The organism is Brevundimonas vesicularis, from assembly GCF_014204545.1.
In the GTDB taxonomy this organism is placed as follows: domain Bacteria; phylum Pseudomonadota; class Alphaproteobacteria; order Caulobacterales; family Caulobacteraceae; genus Brevundimonas; species Brevundimonas vesicularis_B.
On sequence record NZ_JACHLJ010000001.1, the window covers coordinates 1,105,758 to 1,121,428 of the forward strand.

Annotated in this window: 14 protein-coding genes; 6 read left to right on the forward strand and 8 right to left on the reverse strand. The window is 65.1% G+C overall.

The window, feature by feature from the left end; translation table 11 throughout:
• The 3 genes from HNP47_RS05620 to HNP47_RS05630 all read left to right on the forward strand — a co-directional run bounded on the left by HNP47_RS05620 (window position 1) and on the right by HNP47_RS05630 (window position 2,419).
• The gene (locus HNP47_RS05620) at window positions 1-303 is read left to right on the forward strand and encodes a rod-binding protein (RefSeq protein ID WP_184278667.1); all 303 of its coding nucleotides are present in this window, start codon (window positions 1-3) and stop codon (window positions 301-303) included.
• Window positions 300-737, forward strand: coding sequence for a flagellar basal-body protein FlbY (locus HNP47_RS05625; RefSeq protein ID WP_184278668.1), 438 nt, complete (start codon window positions 300-302; stop codon window positions 735-737). Before HNP47_RS05620 ends, HNP47_RS05625 begins: the two co-directional genes overlap by 4 nt.
• Window positions 738-841: 104 nt before the next feature.
• Complete coding sequence (locus tag HNP47_RS05630; protein WP_184278669.1) at window positions 842-2,419, forward strand: EAL domain-containing protein; 1,578 nt, start codon at window positions 842-844, stop codon at window positions 2,417-2,419.
• A gap of 6 nt (window positions 2,420-2,425) precedes the next feature.
• On the opposite strand, the gene HNP47_RS05635 is transcribed toward HNP47_RS05630, so the two are convergent.
• Window positions 2,426-4,036, reverse strand: coding sequence for an ABC-F family ATP-binding cassette domain-containing protein (locus HNP47_RS05635; RefSeq protein ID WP_184278670.1), 1,611 nt, complete (start codon window positions 4,034-4,036; stop codon window positions 2,426-2,428).
• Between the two features lie 175 nt (window positions 4,037-4,211).
• Here HNP47_RS05635 and HNP47_RS05640 point away from each other — a divergent pair, with 175 nt between their 5' ends.
• The 3 genes from HNP47_RS05640 to uvrA all read left to right on the forward strand — a co-directional run bounded on the left by HNP47_RS05640 (window position 4,212) and on the right by uvrA (window position 8,222).
• Window positions 4,212-4,646 carry a hypothetical protein gene (locus HNP47_RS05640; protein ID WP_184278671.1) on the forward strand — a complete coding sequence of 145 codons (435 nt, stop codon included), beginning with the start codon at window positions 4,212-4,214 and terminating at the stop codon, window positions 4,644-4,646.
• A gap of 25 nt (window positions 4,647-4,671) precedes the next feature.
• Complete coding sequence (locus tag HNP47_RS05645) at window positions 4,672-5,166, forward strand: group III truncated hemoglobin (protein WP_184278672.1); 495 nt, start codon at window positions 4,672-4,674, stop codon at window positions 5,164-5,166.
• Between the two features lie 110 nt (window positions 5,167-5,276).
• Window positions 5,277-8,222 (forward strand): excinuclease ABC subunit UvrA, encoded by a 2,946-nt coding sequence (gene uvrA / locus HNP47_RS05650; RefSeq protein ID WP_184278673.1) that lies wholly within the window; start codon window positions 5,277-5,279, stop codon window positions 8,220-8,222.
• An 18-nt stretch (window positions 8,223-8,240) separates the two neighbouring features.
• Here the strand turns inward: uvrA and HNP47_RS05655 are convergent, their stop codons facing one another.
• From HNP47_RS05655 to HNP47_RS05685, 7 genes are all read right to left on the reverse strand, one after another.
• Entirely contained in the window at window positions 8,241-9,122 is an 882-nt protein-coding gene (locus tag HNP47_RS05655; RefSeq protein WP_184278674.1) for a hypothetical protein, read from the reverse strand.
• 94 nt (window positions 9,123-9,216) lie between these two features.
• On the reverse strand, window positions 9,217-9,867 hold the full coding sequence (locus HNP47_RS05660; protein ID WP_184278675.1) for an ABC-type transport auxiliary lipoprotein family protein: 651 nt from the start codon (window positions 9,865-9,867) through the stop codon (window positions 9,217-9,219).
• Window positions 9,864-10,802 carry an MlaD family protein gene (locus tag HNP47_RS05665; RefSeq protein WP_039246448.1) on the reverse strand — a complete coding sequence of 313 codons (939 nt, stop codon included), beginning with the start codon at window positions 10,800-10,802 and terminating at the stop codon, window positions 9,864-9,866. The genes HNP47_RS05660 and HNP47_RS05665 overlap by 4 nt, the downstream gene beginning before the upstream one ends.
• 12 nt (window positions 10,803-10,814) lie before the next feature.
• A complete protein-coding gene (locus HNP47_RS05670; protein WP_184278676.1) occupies window positions 10,815-11,591 on the reverse strand; it encodes an ABC transporter ATP-binding protein in 777 nt (258 codons plus the stop codon).
• Window positions 11,588-12,703 carry an ABC transporter permease gene (locus HNP47_RS05675; protein ID WP_184278677.1) on the reverse strand — a complete coding sequence of 372 codons (1,116 nt, stop codon included), beginning with the start codon at window positions 12,701-12,703 and terminating at the stop codon, window positions 11,588-11,590. Before HNP47_RS05675 ends, HNP47_RS05670 begins: the two co-directional genes overlap by 4 nt.
• Before the next feature lie 228 nt (window positions 12,704-12,931).
• Window positions 12,932-14,386, reverse strand: a complete 1,455-nt coding sequence (locus HNP47_RS05680; RefSeq protein WP_184278678.1) for a UdgX family uracil-DNA binding protein — start codon at window positions 14,384-14,386, stop codon at window positions 12,932-12,934.
• The gene (locus tag HNP47_RS05685; protein WP_066623107.1) at window positions 14,386-15,624 is read right to left on the reverse strand and encodes a putative DNA modification/repair radical SAM protein; all 1,239 of its coding nucleotides are present in this window, start codon (window positions 15,622-15,624) and stop codon (window positions 14,386-14,388) included. The genes HNP47_RS05680 and HNP47_RS05685 overlap by 1 nt, the downstream gene beginning before the upstream one ends.
• Between the last annotated feature and the right edge of the window lie 47 nt (window positions 15,625-15,671).

The following is a 15,671-nucleotide window of genomic DNA, read 5'->3' on the forward strand; positions in this document are numbered from 1 at the left end:
ATGACCGACCTGACCGTCTCCGCCGATCTGCTGCGCCCCGCCGCGGCTGCGCCGACCGCCGTGAACCGTGACAAGATCGAGGAAACCGCCAAGGCCTTCGAGGCCACCTTCATCTCGCAAATGCTGAAGCCGATGTTCGAAGGCCTGTCGACCGACGGCCTGTTCGGCGGCGGCCAGGGCGAGGCGACATGGCGCAGCTTCATGCTGGACGAAATGGCCAAGTCCACGGTGAAGGCGGGCGGCATCGGCCTGAGCAACACCGTCATGGCCGAAATGCTGAAGATGCAGGAGGGCCGGCAATGAGCGACACCGAACTGGCCCAGGCGCGGGTTCGCCAGCTGACGACCCTGACCTTGCGCCTGACCGAGCGACTGAAGGCCGAAACAGCCGCTTTCGCCGATGGCCGTCCTCAGGATGTGGCGGCCGGTCTGTCGGAAACCCAGGAGATGGCCAATCTCTACCGTCGCGATTCCGCCCATGTGAAGGCCAATCCGGCGCTGCTAAGCGGTGCTCCACTCGAAGATCGCAGGACGCTGGTCGACGCCACGCGTGAGTTCGACGCCGTCCTGACTCGCCACAGCCGCGCCGTCGACGCCGCGCGTCAGATTTCCGAAGGTCTGGTCCGCGCCATCGCGACGGAGGTCACCGCTGCACGCACACCCGCCTCCGCCTATGCCGCCGACGGCCGCGCCTCGCTGGGCGACGGACGCGCCGTCGCCCTGAACCGAATGGCCTGAAAGGGACGGCCTGACCAGAACGGCCATTCGCCGTTCGCAGATCACGGTTCTCGCCCTAAGGATCGTTGCCTATTTTTTAAGCGACTGCGTGCCAGCATGGCCTCATGACGCTGACCACTCGCCTCCTAGGCCTGGCCTTCGCTTCCGCCGACACCTTGGTGGAGGTGGACTCGAAAGGCGTGGTCGCCTTTGCGATCGGCGCAGGCGCCGTGGCCGGCGAAGACGCAGGCGCGACCTGGACGGGCCGTCCCCTGCTCGATCTGCTACACGATGGCGTCTCCACCCTGACCGCCCTGCAAGGCATGAAGGCCGGCGTGCGTATTCCCGCGACATCAATTTTGGTGGCGGCCGGACCTGACCGCGTGCGTCGTGCTTCGTTTCGCGCCTTCGTCCTGCCGCAGATGGCGCCGGCCGTCTCCTGCGCCATATCCTACGAAGGCCCGGCCTTTGCGCTGGAGGATCTTGAAACCCGCCCGCTTCTGGAGCCGGAGGATTTCCTGGCCGACGCAGGGCGCGTGCTGGAGTCCAATCCCGACCTGGCCCTGTCCTTCCTCGACATCACCGGGTTGGAGAACGTCACCGGCGACGCCGCCGACCGTCTGAACCGCCGCATCGAGGCCACGCTTCAGTCCGCCGCCGTCGAGGGATCGAGCGCGTCGCAAGTCACCGGCGTCCGCTATGCCCTGCTGCGCCCCGCCAACGACCGTCGCGACATCGCCGCCGAGATCGTGGAGGCCGGTCGGGCCGAAGGCCTGTCGTTGGGCGCCGAGGCGTTCAGCTCGCCCGTGCCGCCCGGATCGGATTCCCTGTGCGTGCTGCGCGCCATGCGGTTCGCCATCGAAGGCTGCTTGAAGGGCGACGGCCTCGCCAATCCACAGATCGCGTTCGCCGATTCACTGAAGCGCACCTTCCGCGACGCCGAAACCTTCCGCAGCCTGGTCAAGTCGCGCGAGTTCCAGGTCCACTACCAGCCCATCGTCCATCTGGGTTCCCGAGCGGTCCATCACTTCGAGGCCCTGACCCGCTTCAACGGCAACAGCGGTCCCGCCGAGGCCATTCGCATGGCCGAGGAGCTGGACATGATCGAGTCGTTCGACCTCGCCGTGGCGGAAAAGGTCTTGAAGCGGATGCGCCAGCCCGGCGCCGGCCTGCTGAAGATGGCGATCAACGTCTCGGGCGCCTCGCTGGGCGATGACACCTACGTCGAACAGCTGCTGCGCATGACCGCCGGCGCGCCCGAAGAACGCCGTCGTCTGATGGTCGAGGTGACGGAAACCTCCGCCGTCGCAGACATCGAAGCCGCCGACCGTCGCCTGGCCGCGCTGCGAGAGGCCGGCATAAAGGTCTGCATCGATGATTTCGGCGCCGGCGCCGCCGCCTTCGACTATCTGCGCAAACTGTCGGTGGACTCGGTCAAGATCGACGGGGCCATCGTGCGCGATATCCAGACAGATCAACGCTCCAAGGCCATGCTGCACAGCATCGTCGAACTGTGCCGCTCGATGAGGCTGGAAACCATCGCCGAGATGATCGAAACCGACGGCGTCGCCGCTGAGCTAAAGGCGGCGGGCGTCGAATACGGCCAAGGCTGGTTGTTCGGCCGCGCCGAAGCCGAGCCGCGCACCCAATTGTCCAGCCCGTCAATGGTTCGTCGCAAGGGCGCCGTCGAGGCCTGGGGCTGACCGACCTCAGAGCTTGACCGTGCGCGTGATCTTCAGTGCGGCCAGGAAATCCACGTCGTGGCTCACGACGATCAGGGCGCCGTCAAAGGCGTTCAGCGCCTCTTCGACCGCTGTGATGGCGTCCAGGTCGAGGTGGTTGGTCGGCTCGTCCAACACCAGCAACTGCGACGGCGTCGCGCCTGTCATGACGCAGGTCAGACCCGCCCTCAGCCGCTCCCCGCCAGACAGCTCGCCGACCCGGCGCTGCGCCGCCGTATTGCGAAACAGGAACCGCGCCAGCGCCGCCTGGGCGTCATTGACCGACCCTTGCGGGTTCAATCGCCGCCACGCCTCCACCAAGGTTTCGTCCGGGCTCAGGATCTTGACCTCCTGATCCAGCAGCACCGCACGCACAGGCCGATCGACGGCGCCCGTGGTCGGTTGCAGATCGCCGGTGATCAGCCGCAGCAAGGTCGTCTTGCCCGCGCCGTTCGGTCCCGTGATCGCGACTCGTTCCGGCCCGACCAGCTTCAGGTCGACCGGCCCGACGATCGTCCGTCCCTCAGGTGTCGCCCAACCGACTTGGTCCAACGTCAGCACTGTCCGTCCCGTTGGCAGGCCGGTCGTCGGCATCGGGATCGCGAGCCTTCGTGTCCGCTCGACGCGCGCTTGCGCTGAGGCCAAGGCGTCCTGCGCGGCCTCGGCCTGTCGTTCGGCGAGCAATCGGCTGCGCCCGCCCGTGTTTTCGGCGCGCTCGGCCCGTGCGCCCAGCAGGATCTTCGGCATGTCGCCCTTGGCGGCCTTGCGGCGGCCGGCGGCGTCGCGACGCGACTGAGCCTCCGCGCGCTGCTGAGCCTCGGCGCCGGCCCGCGCGAGGTCGCGTTGAGCTTCGGCCAGATCCCGCGTCGCCGCCTCGCGCTCCAGCGCCTTTCGCTCGACATAGGCGTCATAGCCGCCGCCGTAGCTGGCGACGCCCAGGCTCGACACCTCAACGATGCGGTCCATGCGGCGCAACAGGTTGCGATCATGGCTGACCACCACGACCCCGCCGTCCCAACGAGCGATGACATCGGCGACCAGCGCCCGCGCCTGCGCATCCAGATGATTGGTCGGCTCATCCAGCAGGATCAGATCGGGCCGAGCCAGCCTCAGTCCCGCCAAGCGCAACCGCGTCTGCTCGCCCCCGCTGAGACTGGACGTCAGGCGTTCGTAGTTCAGGTCCGCCAGCCCGACGTCGCGCAAGGCTTCGTCCAAACGCGTCTCCAGCGTCCAGTCGGCCTCAGCCAGATCGTCGGAAGCTCCCTGTCCCGCCAACACCCGCACCAAAACCGCCAGCGCTGCGTCGACGCCGAGGGTTCGAGCGACGGTTTCATCAGGCTTTGGCTCATAGCGCTGATCCAGGACGCCGATCGTTCCGGCTCGCGCGACAGCCCCTTCAGCCGGCGCGGCTTCGCCTGAGATCAGGCGCAGCAGCGTACTTTTGCCCGCCCCGTTGCGACCAACGACGCCGGTGCGCTCAGGCCCGAAAGTAAGGCTTAGATTGTCGAATAATGTGGCGCCGTCCGGCGTCCTAGCGGCGACCTTGTCGAGTGTCGCGAGTGCGGACGGGAACGCGTTTCGGCTTGGGCTGGTTGGCATTGAGGATCACGAGCAGCATGGCGGACAGGGCGGAACCGGTGGCCAATGCGATGATCATGATCGTCAAACCTTCTGCAAAACGCGTCAGAACAAGGAGGATGGGTCGTAATCCCGCAATGCGCAAGTCTGGCGTCGAACACGGCCGCGTGAGAAGCTTGGCTGTCAGGAGACATCCATGAAGCTTCTCATCGCGCTCGTCCTCGTCTCCGCCCTCGCTTGCGCCGCCTGCGCCACCGCGCCGAAGGCGCCGCCTAGACTTGCGAACTACAGCGCCGTGCCGACCCAGGCACCCCCGCCAAACGCAAGGCTCTATGCGGCCTGCCTGGAGCAGGCCGCCGCAGCCGAAGACTATCGGCGCGCGGACAACGGGGACGGCGCGGAATATATCCTGTTCACCTGCACAGGTGCGACGGCCGCCGCCTTCGCCAAGGCCTTGATCCCTTGGAGCGAGAAGATCGGATCGACATTCCAGCGTGACGGCCGCACGTTCCGCTCGACCGCAAAGGTCGAGGCCAACCTGTTCGGAGTCGATTCCTGCTCCACCGACGCGACGGGCGGCGACGCCGTCTGCACCCTGTCCTTCAACGCCGGCGACTTCCTCGACCAATAGGATGGCGGCGGCTAGACCAGCCGTCATGCAAACCCGTTTCCACATCGAAGACCCTGCCGGCGCCGCCGCGCGGCGCGAGGCCGCCGTCCAGCGCCTGCGGGACGAGACGGGCATAGACGAAGCCATGATCGACGCCTTGGTCGAAGACTTCTACGCCCGCGTCCGCGACGACGCGCTGATCGGCCCGATCTTCGCGGACCGGATCACCGACTGGGCACCGCATCTGACGCAAATGAAACTGTTCTGGTCGTCGGTCGCCCTGTCCACCGGCGTCTATCAGGGCCGGCCGATGCCCAAACACCTGCCTCTTCCCATTGATGCGCGGCATTTCGATCGCTGGCTGCAGTTGTTCGTCGAAACCGCTTTCACCCTGTGCCCGCCCATCGCCGCCAACCACTTCATTGAACGCGCCCGCCGCATCGCCGAAAGCCTTGAACTGGGTGTCGCCAACGCCCGCGGCGTGCTTCTGGCCAAGGGCGAGCGTTTCGTGCGGCCCATGCAAGCGTGGACGCCGGAATGATGCGCTGGCCGCAATGTTCTTACATTGTTCTTGCTTCAATCACGCAATTCGTCCCCATATAGCGATGTCGCGCCGGACCCGCCGGCCCTCCTCCGCGTTCTCCGGACAGCATGACCGAAAAGCACAACTTCATCCGCGTTCGCGGCGCCCGCGAGCATAACCTCAAGGGCGTGGATCTCGACATTCCACGTGAACAGTTGGTGGTGATGACCGGCCTGTCGGGGTCGGGTAAATCGTCGCTGGCGTTCGACACCATCTACGCCGAGGGCCAGCGCCGCTATGTCGAGAGCCTGTCGGCCTACGCCCGCCAGTTTCTGGAGCTGATGGGCAAGCCGGACGTGGATCTGATCGAAGGCCTGTCCCCGGCCATCTCCATCGAACAGAAGACCACCTCCAAAAACCCTCGCTCGACCGTGGGTACGGTGACGGAAATCCACGACTATATGCGCCTGTTGTGGGCGCGCGTCGGCGTGCCCTATTCGCCGGCGACCGGACTGCCCATCGAGAGCCAGACCGTCAGCCAGATGGTCGACAAGCTGGTCGCCCTGCCCGATGGCGAACGCATCCTGCTGCTGGCTCCCGTCGTTCGCGGCCGCAAGGGCGAGTACAAGAAGGAAATCGCCGAGTGGCAGCGCCAGGGCTTCCAGCGCCTGAAGATCGACGGCCGGTTCTATCCGATCGACGAAGCGCCCACGCTGGACAAGAAGTTCAAGCACGACATCGACATCGTCGTGGACCGGATCGTCACCAAGCCGGATCAGGAAGCGCGCTACGCCGACAGCCTGCAGACGGCGCTGGGTCTGGCCGACGGCATCGCCAACGCCGAATGGGCCTCGACCGCCGAGGGCGAGACGGCGCCACGCTCCATCCTGTTTTCCGAACGGTTCGCCTGTCCGGTGTCGGGTTTCACGATCAGCGAGATCGAGCCGCGATTGTTCTCGTTCAACAACCCCTTTGGCGCCTGCCCGGTCTGCGACGGTCTGGGGGTCAAGCTGGCGTTCGACGCCGATCTGGTGATCCCGGACCGCGACAAGACCCTGCACAAGGGCGCCGTCGCGCCGTGGGCGCGTGGGCCGTCGCCGCTCTATACCCAAACGCTGCAGTCGCTGAGCCTCCACTACGGCTTCTCAATGGACAAGCCGTGGCGCGACCTGCCCGCCCAGGCGCACAAGGCCATCCTGCACGGCACGGGGTCCGAGAAGATCAAGTTCGTCTATGACGACAACGCCCGCAAATACGAGGTCTCCAAGCCGTTCGAAGGCGTGCTGCCGAACCTGGAACGCCGCTGGCGCGAGACCGACAGCGCCTGGGTGCGCGAGGAACTGGCCCGCTATCAGTCCGAGACGCCCTGCGACGCCTGCCACGGCAAGCGGCTGAAGCCCGAGGCCCTGGCGGTTAAGGTCGGCGGCGAGGACATCGCCGACATCTCCACCCTGTCGATCTCAAAGGCCTATCTGTGGTTCTCGACGCTGGAAGAGAACCTGACGGAAAAGCAGATGGAGATCGCCCGGCGCATCCTGAAGGAAATCTGCGACCGTCTGCGGTTCCTGAACAACGTCGGCCTGGACTATCTGAACCTGTCGCGATCCTCCGGCACCCTGTCGGGCGGCGAGAGCCAGCGCATCCGCCTGGCGTCGCAGATCGGCTCGGGCCTGACCGGCGTTCTTTATGTGCTGGACGAGCCGTCCATCGGCCTGCACCAGCGCGACAACACCCGTTTGCTGGAAAGCCTGAAGGGTCTGCGCGACCTCGGCAACTCGGTCCTTGTGGTCGAGCATGACGAAGAAGCCATCCTGACCGCAGACTATGTCATCGACATGGGCCCGGCCGCCGGAGTTCACGGGGGTCAGGTCTGCGCCGAGGGCACGCCGGCCCAAGTCATGGCCAACCCCAAGTCCCTGACCGGCAAATATCTGACTGGCGAGCGCGAGATTGAAATCCCCGCCGAGGGGCGCCGCCCCATCAACCGCAAGCGAATGCTGAAGATCAGCGGCGCCAGCGGCAACAATCTGAAGAGCGTCACTGGCGAGATCCCGGTCGGCGTCTTCACCTGCATCACCGGCGTCTCTGGCGGCGGCAAGTCCACCTTCACCATCGAGACCCTGTACAAGGCCGCCGCGCGTCGCCTGAACAATGCATCGGAGGCCCCTGCCCCCTTCGACCGGATCGAAGGCCTGGAGCATTTCGACAAGGTCATCGACATCGACCAGTCGCCCATCGGCCGCACCCCGCGCTCGAACCCGGCGACCTACACCGGCGCCTTCGGCCCAATTCGCGACTGGTACGCCGGCCTGCCTGAATCAAAGGCGCGCGGCTATGGCCCCGGCCGGTTCAGCTTCAACGTCAAGGGCGGCCGCTGCGAGGCCTGCCAAGGCGACGGCGTGATCAAGATCGAGATGCACTTCCTGCCCGACGTCTATGTCACCTGCGACGTCTGCAAGGGCAAACGCTACAACCGCGAGACGCTGGAGATCGTTTTCAAGGGCAAGTCCATTTCGGACGTCCTGGACATGACGGTCGAGGAAGCGGCGACCTTCTTCAAGGCCGTGCCCCCCATCCGCGACAAGATGCTGACGCTAGAACGGGTGGGCCTGGGCTACGTCAAGGTCGGCCAACCGGCGACCACCCTGTCGGGTGGCGAGGCCCAGCGGGTGAAACTGTCCAAGGAATTGTCGAAACGCGCGACCGGCCGGACCCTATACATCCTCGACGAGCCGACCACCGGCCTGCACTTCGAGGATACGCGCAAGCTGCTTGAGGTGCTGCAGGAACTGGTCGAGGCCGGGAACACCATTGTGGTGATCGAGCACAACCTCGATGTCATCAAGGTCGCCGACTATCTGCTCGACTTCGGTCCCGAGGGCGGCGATGGCGGCGGCGAGATCGTCGCTGTGGGCACGCCCGAACAGGTCGCGGACAACAAGGCCAGCTGGACCGGAAAATACCTCAAGGAGGTGCTGGATCGGCACGAGGACCGCCGCAAGGCGCGTGTTGCGGCCCTGGGCGGGTCCGTCGATGCTCCGGCCAAGAAGAAAAGGGTGAAGGCGTCGGCTTGAGCCGACGCCAGTCTGTCTTCAGCGCGGCTTCAGGGCCGCCCAGGCCGCTGCGAACGGGGCATACAGGACCGCGAGTTGCAGCGCGGCGAGGAAGGCGTTGACGATCGACGACACCAGGATGGCCGGCCAGGCCTGCACCAGGATTTGACCCAATCCCTCGCCGTCGAAGCGCGCCAGCGTCTGGATGCCGCCGGTGGCGAGGTCTGCCGCTGCGCCGATGATCATGCCCAGGATGCTGACGATCAGGGACATGATGATGGCGATCACGGCCATGCCCAGCAGCGACCAGAAATGTCCCTTGGTGGCGGCAAACGATTCCACGATGGTGATCTTGCGACGATCGATCGTCATCGGAACCGCGAGACTTAACTTGATCGCCAACCAAACGATCAGCGCAAAGACGGCGAAGACCAACAGCACGCCCGCTAGGATCAGCAAGGCCTGACCCGACGCCGCACCCACCCCGATGGCGGCCCCAACCAGCATCATGCCGACTCCCGACGCCAGACCGATAACGAGGCTGATCACCAGACTGACCGCCAGAACACGGACCTCATCCATACCGAGGCGCAGATAGCCCCACGACGACTCGTCCGGCCGCAAGACCGAGCGCGCCACCGCCGCGCTCAGCACCGCGCCGACCAACAGGCCGATGGGCGCGGCCCAGATCAAGGCTCCGGCATAGGTCTGACCCAGGGCTTGAAACTCCGCCATCGACGGGTTGGCCGACTGTTCCAGCGCTTCGCCGGCCGCCATCAGGCTGGCCCACTTGTCTGCGCCCAGGCCGAACATGGCGACATAGACGGCCAGGTAGACCAGGCCCCAAGCGACCGCGACGATCGGATGCCGGCGAACGACCCGGAAGCCTTCGAAGGCCGCGTCGGTGGCGGAAAAACTCATGACAACTCCGGGAGCAGATTCGCGGCGCACCCTAGCGCATCCGCAAGGCTACGTCCCGCACCGCCACCCTCGCGGCACAATGCGCTCGATCGCCTCAGTTCGCGGAGGCGATCGTCCAGTCCGCGATCTGGGTATTGATCTCGCGCGTCGCCGTGTCGAAGGCCGCAACGATGGCGGACAGGCGATTGTCGCCGGCGGGCTGGGTCACGGTGAACACCCGCTCGACCGAGCGGCCTTCCTCGGAACGAATGGTCCCGCCGCCAGCGCGCCGTTCGGGGGTGGAGCGCAACTGCGCCTGCGCGGTCACGACGACGTCCGGCACGGCGCCCGGCGCGGCGTAACGCGCCTCGAACGTCGTAACCGTGACTTGCAGCACCAACGGCGGCGTCCCCGGTTCGCGACGACCCAGCACGCGAATGCGGTCGGCCCGGTTGGCGAACGCCGCTTTCAGGCTGTCGTCGAACAAGGTCGAGGCCGGCGACACCCAGCGAGCGCCGCCGATATAGGCCGTCTCCAGACCCGTGACGCCCAGGATCTTGTCGTCGCCGGTCGCCTGCGGGAACTCTATGCGGCGGATGGAGACCGTGAGAGGCGCAGGCGTGTCGCCCACCGCCGACGGCGCGGCCATCGGGAGGCCGAACCGATAGTTCTGCACCGGGTCCGGCGACGATAGCAGCGCGCACCCGCTCAGTGCGGTCAGGACAGCGGCGGACGCCGCCAGTCGAAGGACAGGACGAAGGATCACGGCTGCACCTCCAGCTCTTTGGATTTCGGACGACCGATGAAGTCGCGCGGGCTGGCGCGGACGTCGTCGATCAGGGATTGCAGAGACCGGGTGGCGTCCTGCAGTTCTTCGATCGTGCCAGTCAGTTGCGGCAGGCTGGTCGTTGCAAAGTCACCCAGCGGACGCTCAAGCCCCGTTATCGAACGGTTGGCCGAGGCGATCGCCGTACGGGCTTCCGCCGTCGCCGAGTTGATGTTGGCGATGGCCTGGCGACCGTCCGTGTTGATGATCTGCCGCGTGTCGACGGCCAGGGCCTGGTATTCCTTCACCGCAGCGTTGGCGTTGGTCACGGCCTCTTCCAGTTGCTGGAAGATGGCCTTGCGGGCTTCCAGTTCAGTCGTCAGCGCCTCGACGTTCTTCACGCTGGTGGAGAAGCTGCGGATGTTGTCGTCGGACATGACGCGGTTGATCCGGTTCAGCGCATCCACGGTCTGGGCCAGCACTGTGCCCGAACCGCTCAAGAGTTCGGCGATCGGCGACGGCTGGCTTTGCAACACTGGCACGACATTGTCAGGATACTGCTCTTTCAGCAGGGCGCTGTTGGGCGAGCCGGCGGTGATCTGGATGTAGTTCAGGCCAGTGATGCCTTGCGGCTCCAGCTGCGCGCGCGAGGTCACGCGCACCGGCGTCGTGCCGTCCACGCGGACACGTGCGATGACCTGATCGCCGCGCTTGGTGTCGATGTTCAGGTCGGTGACCTCACCGACACGGATGCCGTTGAAATGCACCTCGCCGCCTTCGGACAGGCCGTTCACCGGCCCATAGAAGACGATGTCGTACATGTCGTAGTCGCTGTTGAACTGCAGCCGGGCCAGCCAGATGGTGAACACCGCCAAGGCCGCCAGAAGGGCGACGGTGGCGATGCCGACGGCGGCGTAATGTGCGTCTCTTTCCATGATCCGCTCTCCTCAGGCGGCAGACTTGGTGGCTGCGCGTCCGCGCGGCCCCAGGAAATATTCTTTGATCCACGGGTGGTCGGAGCCTTTCAGCTCCTGCACCGTGGCCTTTTCCACGACCCGCTTGTCCGCCAACACCGCCACCTTGTCACAGATGGCGTAGAGCGTATCGAGGTCGTGGGTGATCATGAAGACGGACAGACCCAGGTCGTCAGCCAGTTGCCGGATCAGATCGTCGAACGCGGCCGCCCCAATGGGGTCCAGACCCGCCGTCGGCTCGTCCAGAAACACCAGCTCGGGATCCAGCGCGAGCGCACGCGCCAGGCCGGCGCGCTTCTTCATGCCGCCCGACAGTTCGGCGGGCTTCAGATGGTGATGCTCGGGCTTCAGACCCACCATGGCGATCTTCAACTCGGCCAGCTCATAGATGACCGACTTGGGCAGATTGGTGTGTTCGACCAGAGGCGAAGCCACGTTCTCCAGCACGCTCAGCGACGAAAACAGCGCGCCTTGCTGGAACAGGATGCCGGTGCGTTTCTCTATGTCGGCGGCCTCGGCATTGGTTAGGTTCGCCCGGTCGTAGCCCAGCACCTTCACCGACCCGCCCTCCGGCTCCTTCAAGCCGATGATGGTGTTCAGCAGCACGGTCTTGCCCGCGCCCGATCCGCCGACGACGCCCAGGACTTCGCCGCGCACGAGGTCGAGGTCGAGGTTCTCGTGGATGGTGCGCTCACCGAACTGGCTCAGCAGGCCGCGCACTTCGATCAGGTTTTCTGGCGCCTCGGTCATATGTTCAGCTCCAGGAAGACCAGGGCGAACACGGCGTCCAGGAAGATGATGGCGAAGATGGCCTGCACCACGGCAGCCGTCACGCGGCGCCCCAGGCTTTCGACATCGCCGGCGACCGACATGCCCTGACGGCAACCGATGGCGGCGATCACCAGGGCGAAGACCGGCGCCTTCACCAAACCGACCATCAGATGCTGGGCCATGGTGCCATCCTCGACCAGACGCTGGAAGAAGAAGGACGGACCGAGATTGAGCGAGCTCCAGCACACGACCAGACCGCCGACCAGACCGCCGATCATGCCCATGAAGGTCAGCAGCGGCAGCATCAGCACCAGGGACGCGACGCGCGGGATCACCAGGGCCTGGAACGGATTGACGCCCATGACCTGCATGGCGTCGACCTCCTGGTTCATCCGCATCGACCCGATCTCGGCCGCAAAGGCCGAAGCCGAACGTCCAGCCAACAAGACCGAGGCGATGACGACCGCGAACTCGCGGAACATAGCGACGCCGATCAGCTGAACCGCAAACACCTGCGCACCGAAGTCAGTCAGCAAGTCCACGCCGATGAAGGCGATGACCGCGCCGATGAAGAAGTTGGTGATCATGACGATCGGAATGGCGTCCAGCCCGGCGCGCTCGGCCTGACTGACCCAGGCGGGCCAGCGGATGCCGCCGGGATGTTTGGCGGCTTCCACCACGGCGGCCATTAGCCGGCCCAGGAAGGCCAGCGACAACATGGCCTCCCCGCCGAAATCGTAAACGCCGCGCCCGATCTTGGCGAAGGTGCGCACGAAGGCGCTGGGGCGTTTCGGCGCCGGGGCGCTCTGGCGCTCCAGCAGTTCGATCATGTGATAGATGCGACCGGCTTCGGGCCGTTCTTTCCACTGGCTCTTGGACAGACGACCGCTTGAGGCCTGCACCAAAGCCAGGGCGCCGGCGGTATCGAAACGCCCAAGGTCGGAGGTGTCGATGCTGGCGATATCGCGGCCTTCCAGATCGCGGCTCAGCTCCGTCGGCAGACGACCCAGAGCCGTGGTCGTCCAGTCGCCGGTCAGCCGCAGACGCGCCTCGCCATCACGATCGACAATTTCATATGCGGCCGGGTTCATCGCGCCCCTGAAGATCGGTCTGACATCGCGATTTTCCCCTGACACTCTGAACAGACAGCCGAAATCCCTGCCGCGCTAATGGTCAAGCCGGCATTGGATGTCAACGCGCGATGACATTCGCGCGGATGTTTGTCGATCGACCGTGTCGAGATCGCCTCCCCCGATGAAACGTCCAACGGTCACGCTGGCGCTGATGCCAAACGCGGCCGAAAGGGATTCGTTCTCGCGTCACCTCATACGACGTTGCACCGCCGCCAGATCCTCAATGAACAACCGTCTCGCCTCGGACTTCGCGGCCTCGTCCGGCAGACGTAGCAAATAGGAGGGGTGCACCGTCAGGACGGCGGTCGATCCATCGCTGAGGTCGATCGGCGCGCCGCGTTCCTGCATCACGGCCGGCTTGCGCCCCAGCAAGGCCAGACCCGCCGTCGCCCCCAGGGCCAGAACAACCTGCGGCTTGATCAGCCTTCGCTCTGAGTCCAGCCACCAGCGGCAGGCCTGAACCTCGCCGGCGTTCGGCGTTTTGTGCAGCCGGCGCTTGCCGCGCGGCTCATGTTTGAAGTGTTTGACCGCGTTGGTGACATAGACGTCGGATCGATCAATGCCGGCCTCGGCCAGGGCTGCGTTCAACACCTGTCCCGCCGGCCCGATGAAGGCGCGCCCTGCTAGATCCTCCTGATCGCCCGGTTGTTCGCCGACAATCATCAGACGCGCCGACCTCGGCCCCTCGCCGCACACGCCCTGCGTCGCATCTCGATAAAGCGGACAACGGCGGCACGCCTGAATGCCGCCGGCGACATCGTCGAGGTTTTCGGGCACGGCCTCGGCGTCAGGACGCGCCAAATGGAGGTCCGGCGCGACGGCGCGTGCGAAACGCGGATTGGGCTGAGGAGAGGGCGTAGCGACCATGGTCTCGGTTCGCACCGACGAGGCCGCGACCAGTTCCGGTATCAACGCGGCTTCCGGCAGGTTCTTCCAGTAGGACTTGGCCATTTCCCCCTGCATCGTCTTCACCTTCAGCCGCGCGGGATTGAAGGTTGAGGCGTAATAGGTCTTCCAGAAATCCTCGATCTCATCTTCGGCCGGCGCCATGTCGCGCGTTGCCGGCGGCCCGAACCGAAGGGTTTCGCCATCCCAGAAGGCCGAACCATCCGGCGTCAGGATCGACCAGCGCATGGTCGTGAATCGCCGCTGGAAAAAGGGCGCGGTCTTTTCCAGAACCCGGTGCGGCGGCTCGAACCATGCCACCCAGGCCTCGCCCAGATCGTCATGCACCTGGCGAAAGCGAACGAAGGCCTTCATCTTATGCGAGGCCCGGCTCACATTTTTTACCCGCTCCAGCGCGTCGGCGACGTCCCGGTCCGAAATGACCTTGATCAGGTCCGGCTCATCCTTCAGCCGCCACAGCAGCCGATACATCAGATCGAAACGGTCAGCGGATCGATGCAGGACCAGGTTCTGGGCCAGATCCACGAACTCTTTCGGAACGTTGAAAGCGCTGCGGTCATCCGACGTCGGCAACGCCTTGTCGGCAATCGGCTGATCGAACAGCCCGCCCTGTTCCACCGCCCCCGCCACGACAAACCGCGCCGCCGCAGGCTCCACACCCGCCAATCGAAATGCGCGCGCCGCTTTCCGCCAGCCGTCGAAGTCGGTCTCACCGTCCAGCGTCGCCACCGCCATCAGAACAGGCTCAACTGCTCGGGCGTGCGACTGGTCACGCGCGCCTTGAGGTCCGCCGCATCCGTCAGTCCGCCTGGCGTCCAGTCCAGCGCCGTGATGAACGGCCGGATTTTCGCCACCGATCGCGTCAGCCGTCCGACATCCTCCAGCCGCAGGGTCCGGTAGCGGCGCACCGAGACGATCCGGTCCACGGCCTTCACGCCCAGCCCAGGCACCCGCAGCAGCATCTCACGCGGAGCGCGGTTCACATCGACGGGAAACTGCTCGCGCTTGTTCAAAGCCCAAGCCAATTTGGGGTCGACCGCCAGATCCAGCATGCCGTTCGATGCACCCTCGCCGATCTCTGGCGCGGAGAAACCATAGAACCGCATCAGCCAATCGGCCTGATACAGCCGATGCTCACGCATCAAAGGCGGCTTGGACAGCGGCAGGATCGAACTGGAGTCTGGGATGGGGCTGAACGCCGAATAATAGACGCGGCGCAGGCCATACCCTCCGTAGAGCGAGGCGCTACGATCCAGGATTTCCGTGTCCGGAGCGCCGTCGGCGCCGATGATCAACTGCGTGCTTTGGCCGCCCGGCGCGAACTTCGGCGGCTTGATCTTTTCACGTTTGGCCGGCTTGGCGGCCTCGACGCCAAGACGCACCTGGCTCATCGCCTTCTTGATGACCCCGACGTCCTTCTGCGGCGCCAGTCGCGCCAGCGCCTCGTCGCGCGGAAGTTCGATATTGGCTGACAGGCGGTCGGCATACAGACCCGCCATCTCCACCAGCTTCGGATCCGCTTCCGGGATCAGCTTCAGATGAATGTAGCCCCGGAAATCGTGGACTTCGCGCAGCGTCTTGGCCACCAGAACCAGTTGCTCCATCGTATAGTCGCCGGATCGAATAATGCCCGACGACAGGAACAGGCCTTCGATATAGTTGCGCTTGTAGAAGTTGAGCGTCAGGTCGACCACTTCGTCGACATCGAACCGCGCGCGCTCCACATTCGACGACACGCGATTGATACAATAGGCGCAATCGTAGATGCAGAAGTTGGTCAGCAGGATCTTGAGCAGACTGATGCATCGACCGTCGGGCGTATAGGCGTGACAGATGCCCATGCCTTCGGTCGAGCCGATCCCTTTGCCGCCGACAGAGTTTCGTTTCGACGTTCCGGACGACGAACACGAGGCGTCATATTTGGCGGCGTCAGCCAAAACGGAGAGTTTTCGACGCAGATCGAGACGGGCCATCGTTCATGATACGTTCCAGAACGATGTTTGGTCCAGCGTTGCCGTTT

Excerpts from the sequence above, each read along its gene's own strand:
- HNP47_RS05645 (WP_184278672.1), top strand. The coding sequence starts at position 4,672 with ATGCAAACCCGTTTCCACATCGAAGACCCTGCCGGCGCCGCCGCGCGG.
- HNP47_RS05675 (WP_184278677.1), bottom strand. The coding sequence starts at position 12,703 with ATGAACCCGGCCGCATATGAAATTGTCGATCGTGATGGCGAGGCGCGT.
- HNP47_RS05665 (WP_039246448.1), bottom strand. The coding sequence starts at position 10,802 with ATGGAAAGAGACGCACATTACGCCGCCGTCGGCATCGCCACCGTCGCC.
- HNP47_RS05680 (WP_184278678.1), bottom strand. The coding sequence starts at position 14,386 with ATGGCGGTGGCGACGCTGGACGGTGAGACCGACTTCGACGGCTGGCGG.
- HNP47_RS05655 (WP_184278674.1), bottom strand. The coding sequence starts at position 9,122 with ATGAGTTTTTCCGCCACCGACGCGGCCTTCGAAGGCTTCCGGGTCGTT.
- HNP47_RS05620 (WP_184278667.1), top strand. The coding sequence starts at position 1 with ATGACCGACCTGACCGTCTCCGCCGATCTGCTGCGCCCCGCCGCGGCT.
- HNP47_RS05635 (WP_184278670.1), bottom strand. The coding sequence starts at position 4,036 with ATGCCAACCAGCCCAAGCCGAAACGCGTTCCCGTCCGCACTCGCGACA.
- uvrA (WP_184278673.1), top strand. The coding sequence starts at position 5,277 with ATGACCGAAAAGCACAACTTCATCCGCGTTCGCGGCGCCCGCGAGCAT.
- HNP47_RS05640 (WP_184278671.1), top strand. The coding sequence starts at position 4,212 with ATGAAGCTTCTCATCGCGCTCGTCCTCGTCTCCGCCCTCGCTTGCGCC.
- HNP47_RS05670 (WP_184278676.1), bottom strand. The coding sequence starts at position 11,591 with ATGACCGAGGCGCCAGAAAACCTGATCGAAGTGCGCGGCCTGCTGAGC.
- HNP47_RS05685 (WP_066623107.1), bottom strand. The coding sequence starts at position 15,624 with ATGGCCCGTCTCGATCTGCGTCGAAAACTCTCCGTTTTGGCTGACGCC.
- HNP47_RS05625 (WP_184278668.1), top strand. The coding sequence starts at position 300 with ATGAGCGACACCGAACTGGCCCAGGCGCGGGTTCGCCAGCTGACGACC.
- HNP47_RS05630 (WP_184278669.1), top strand. The coding sequence starts at position 842 with ATGACGCTGACCACTCGCCTCCTAGGCCTGGCCTTCGCTTCCGCCGAC.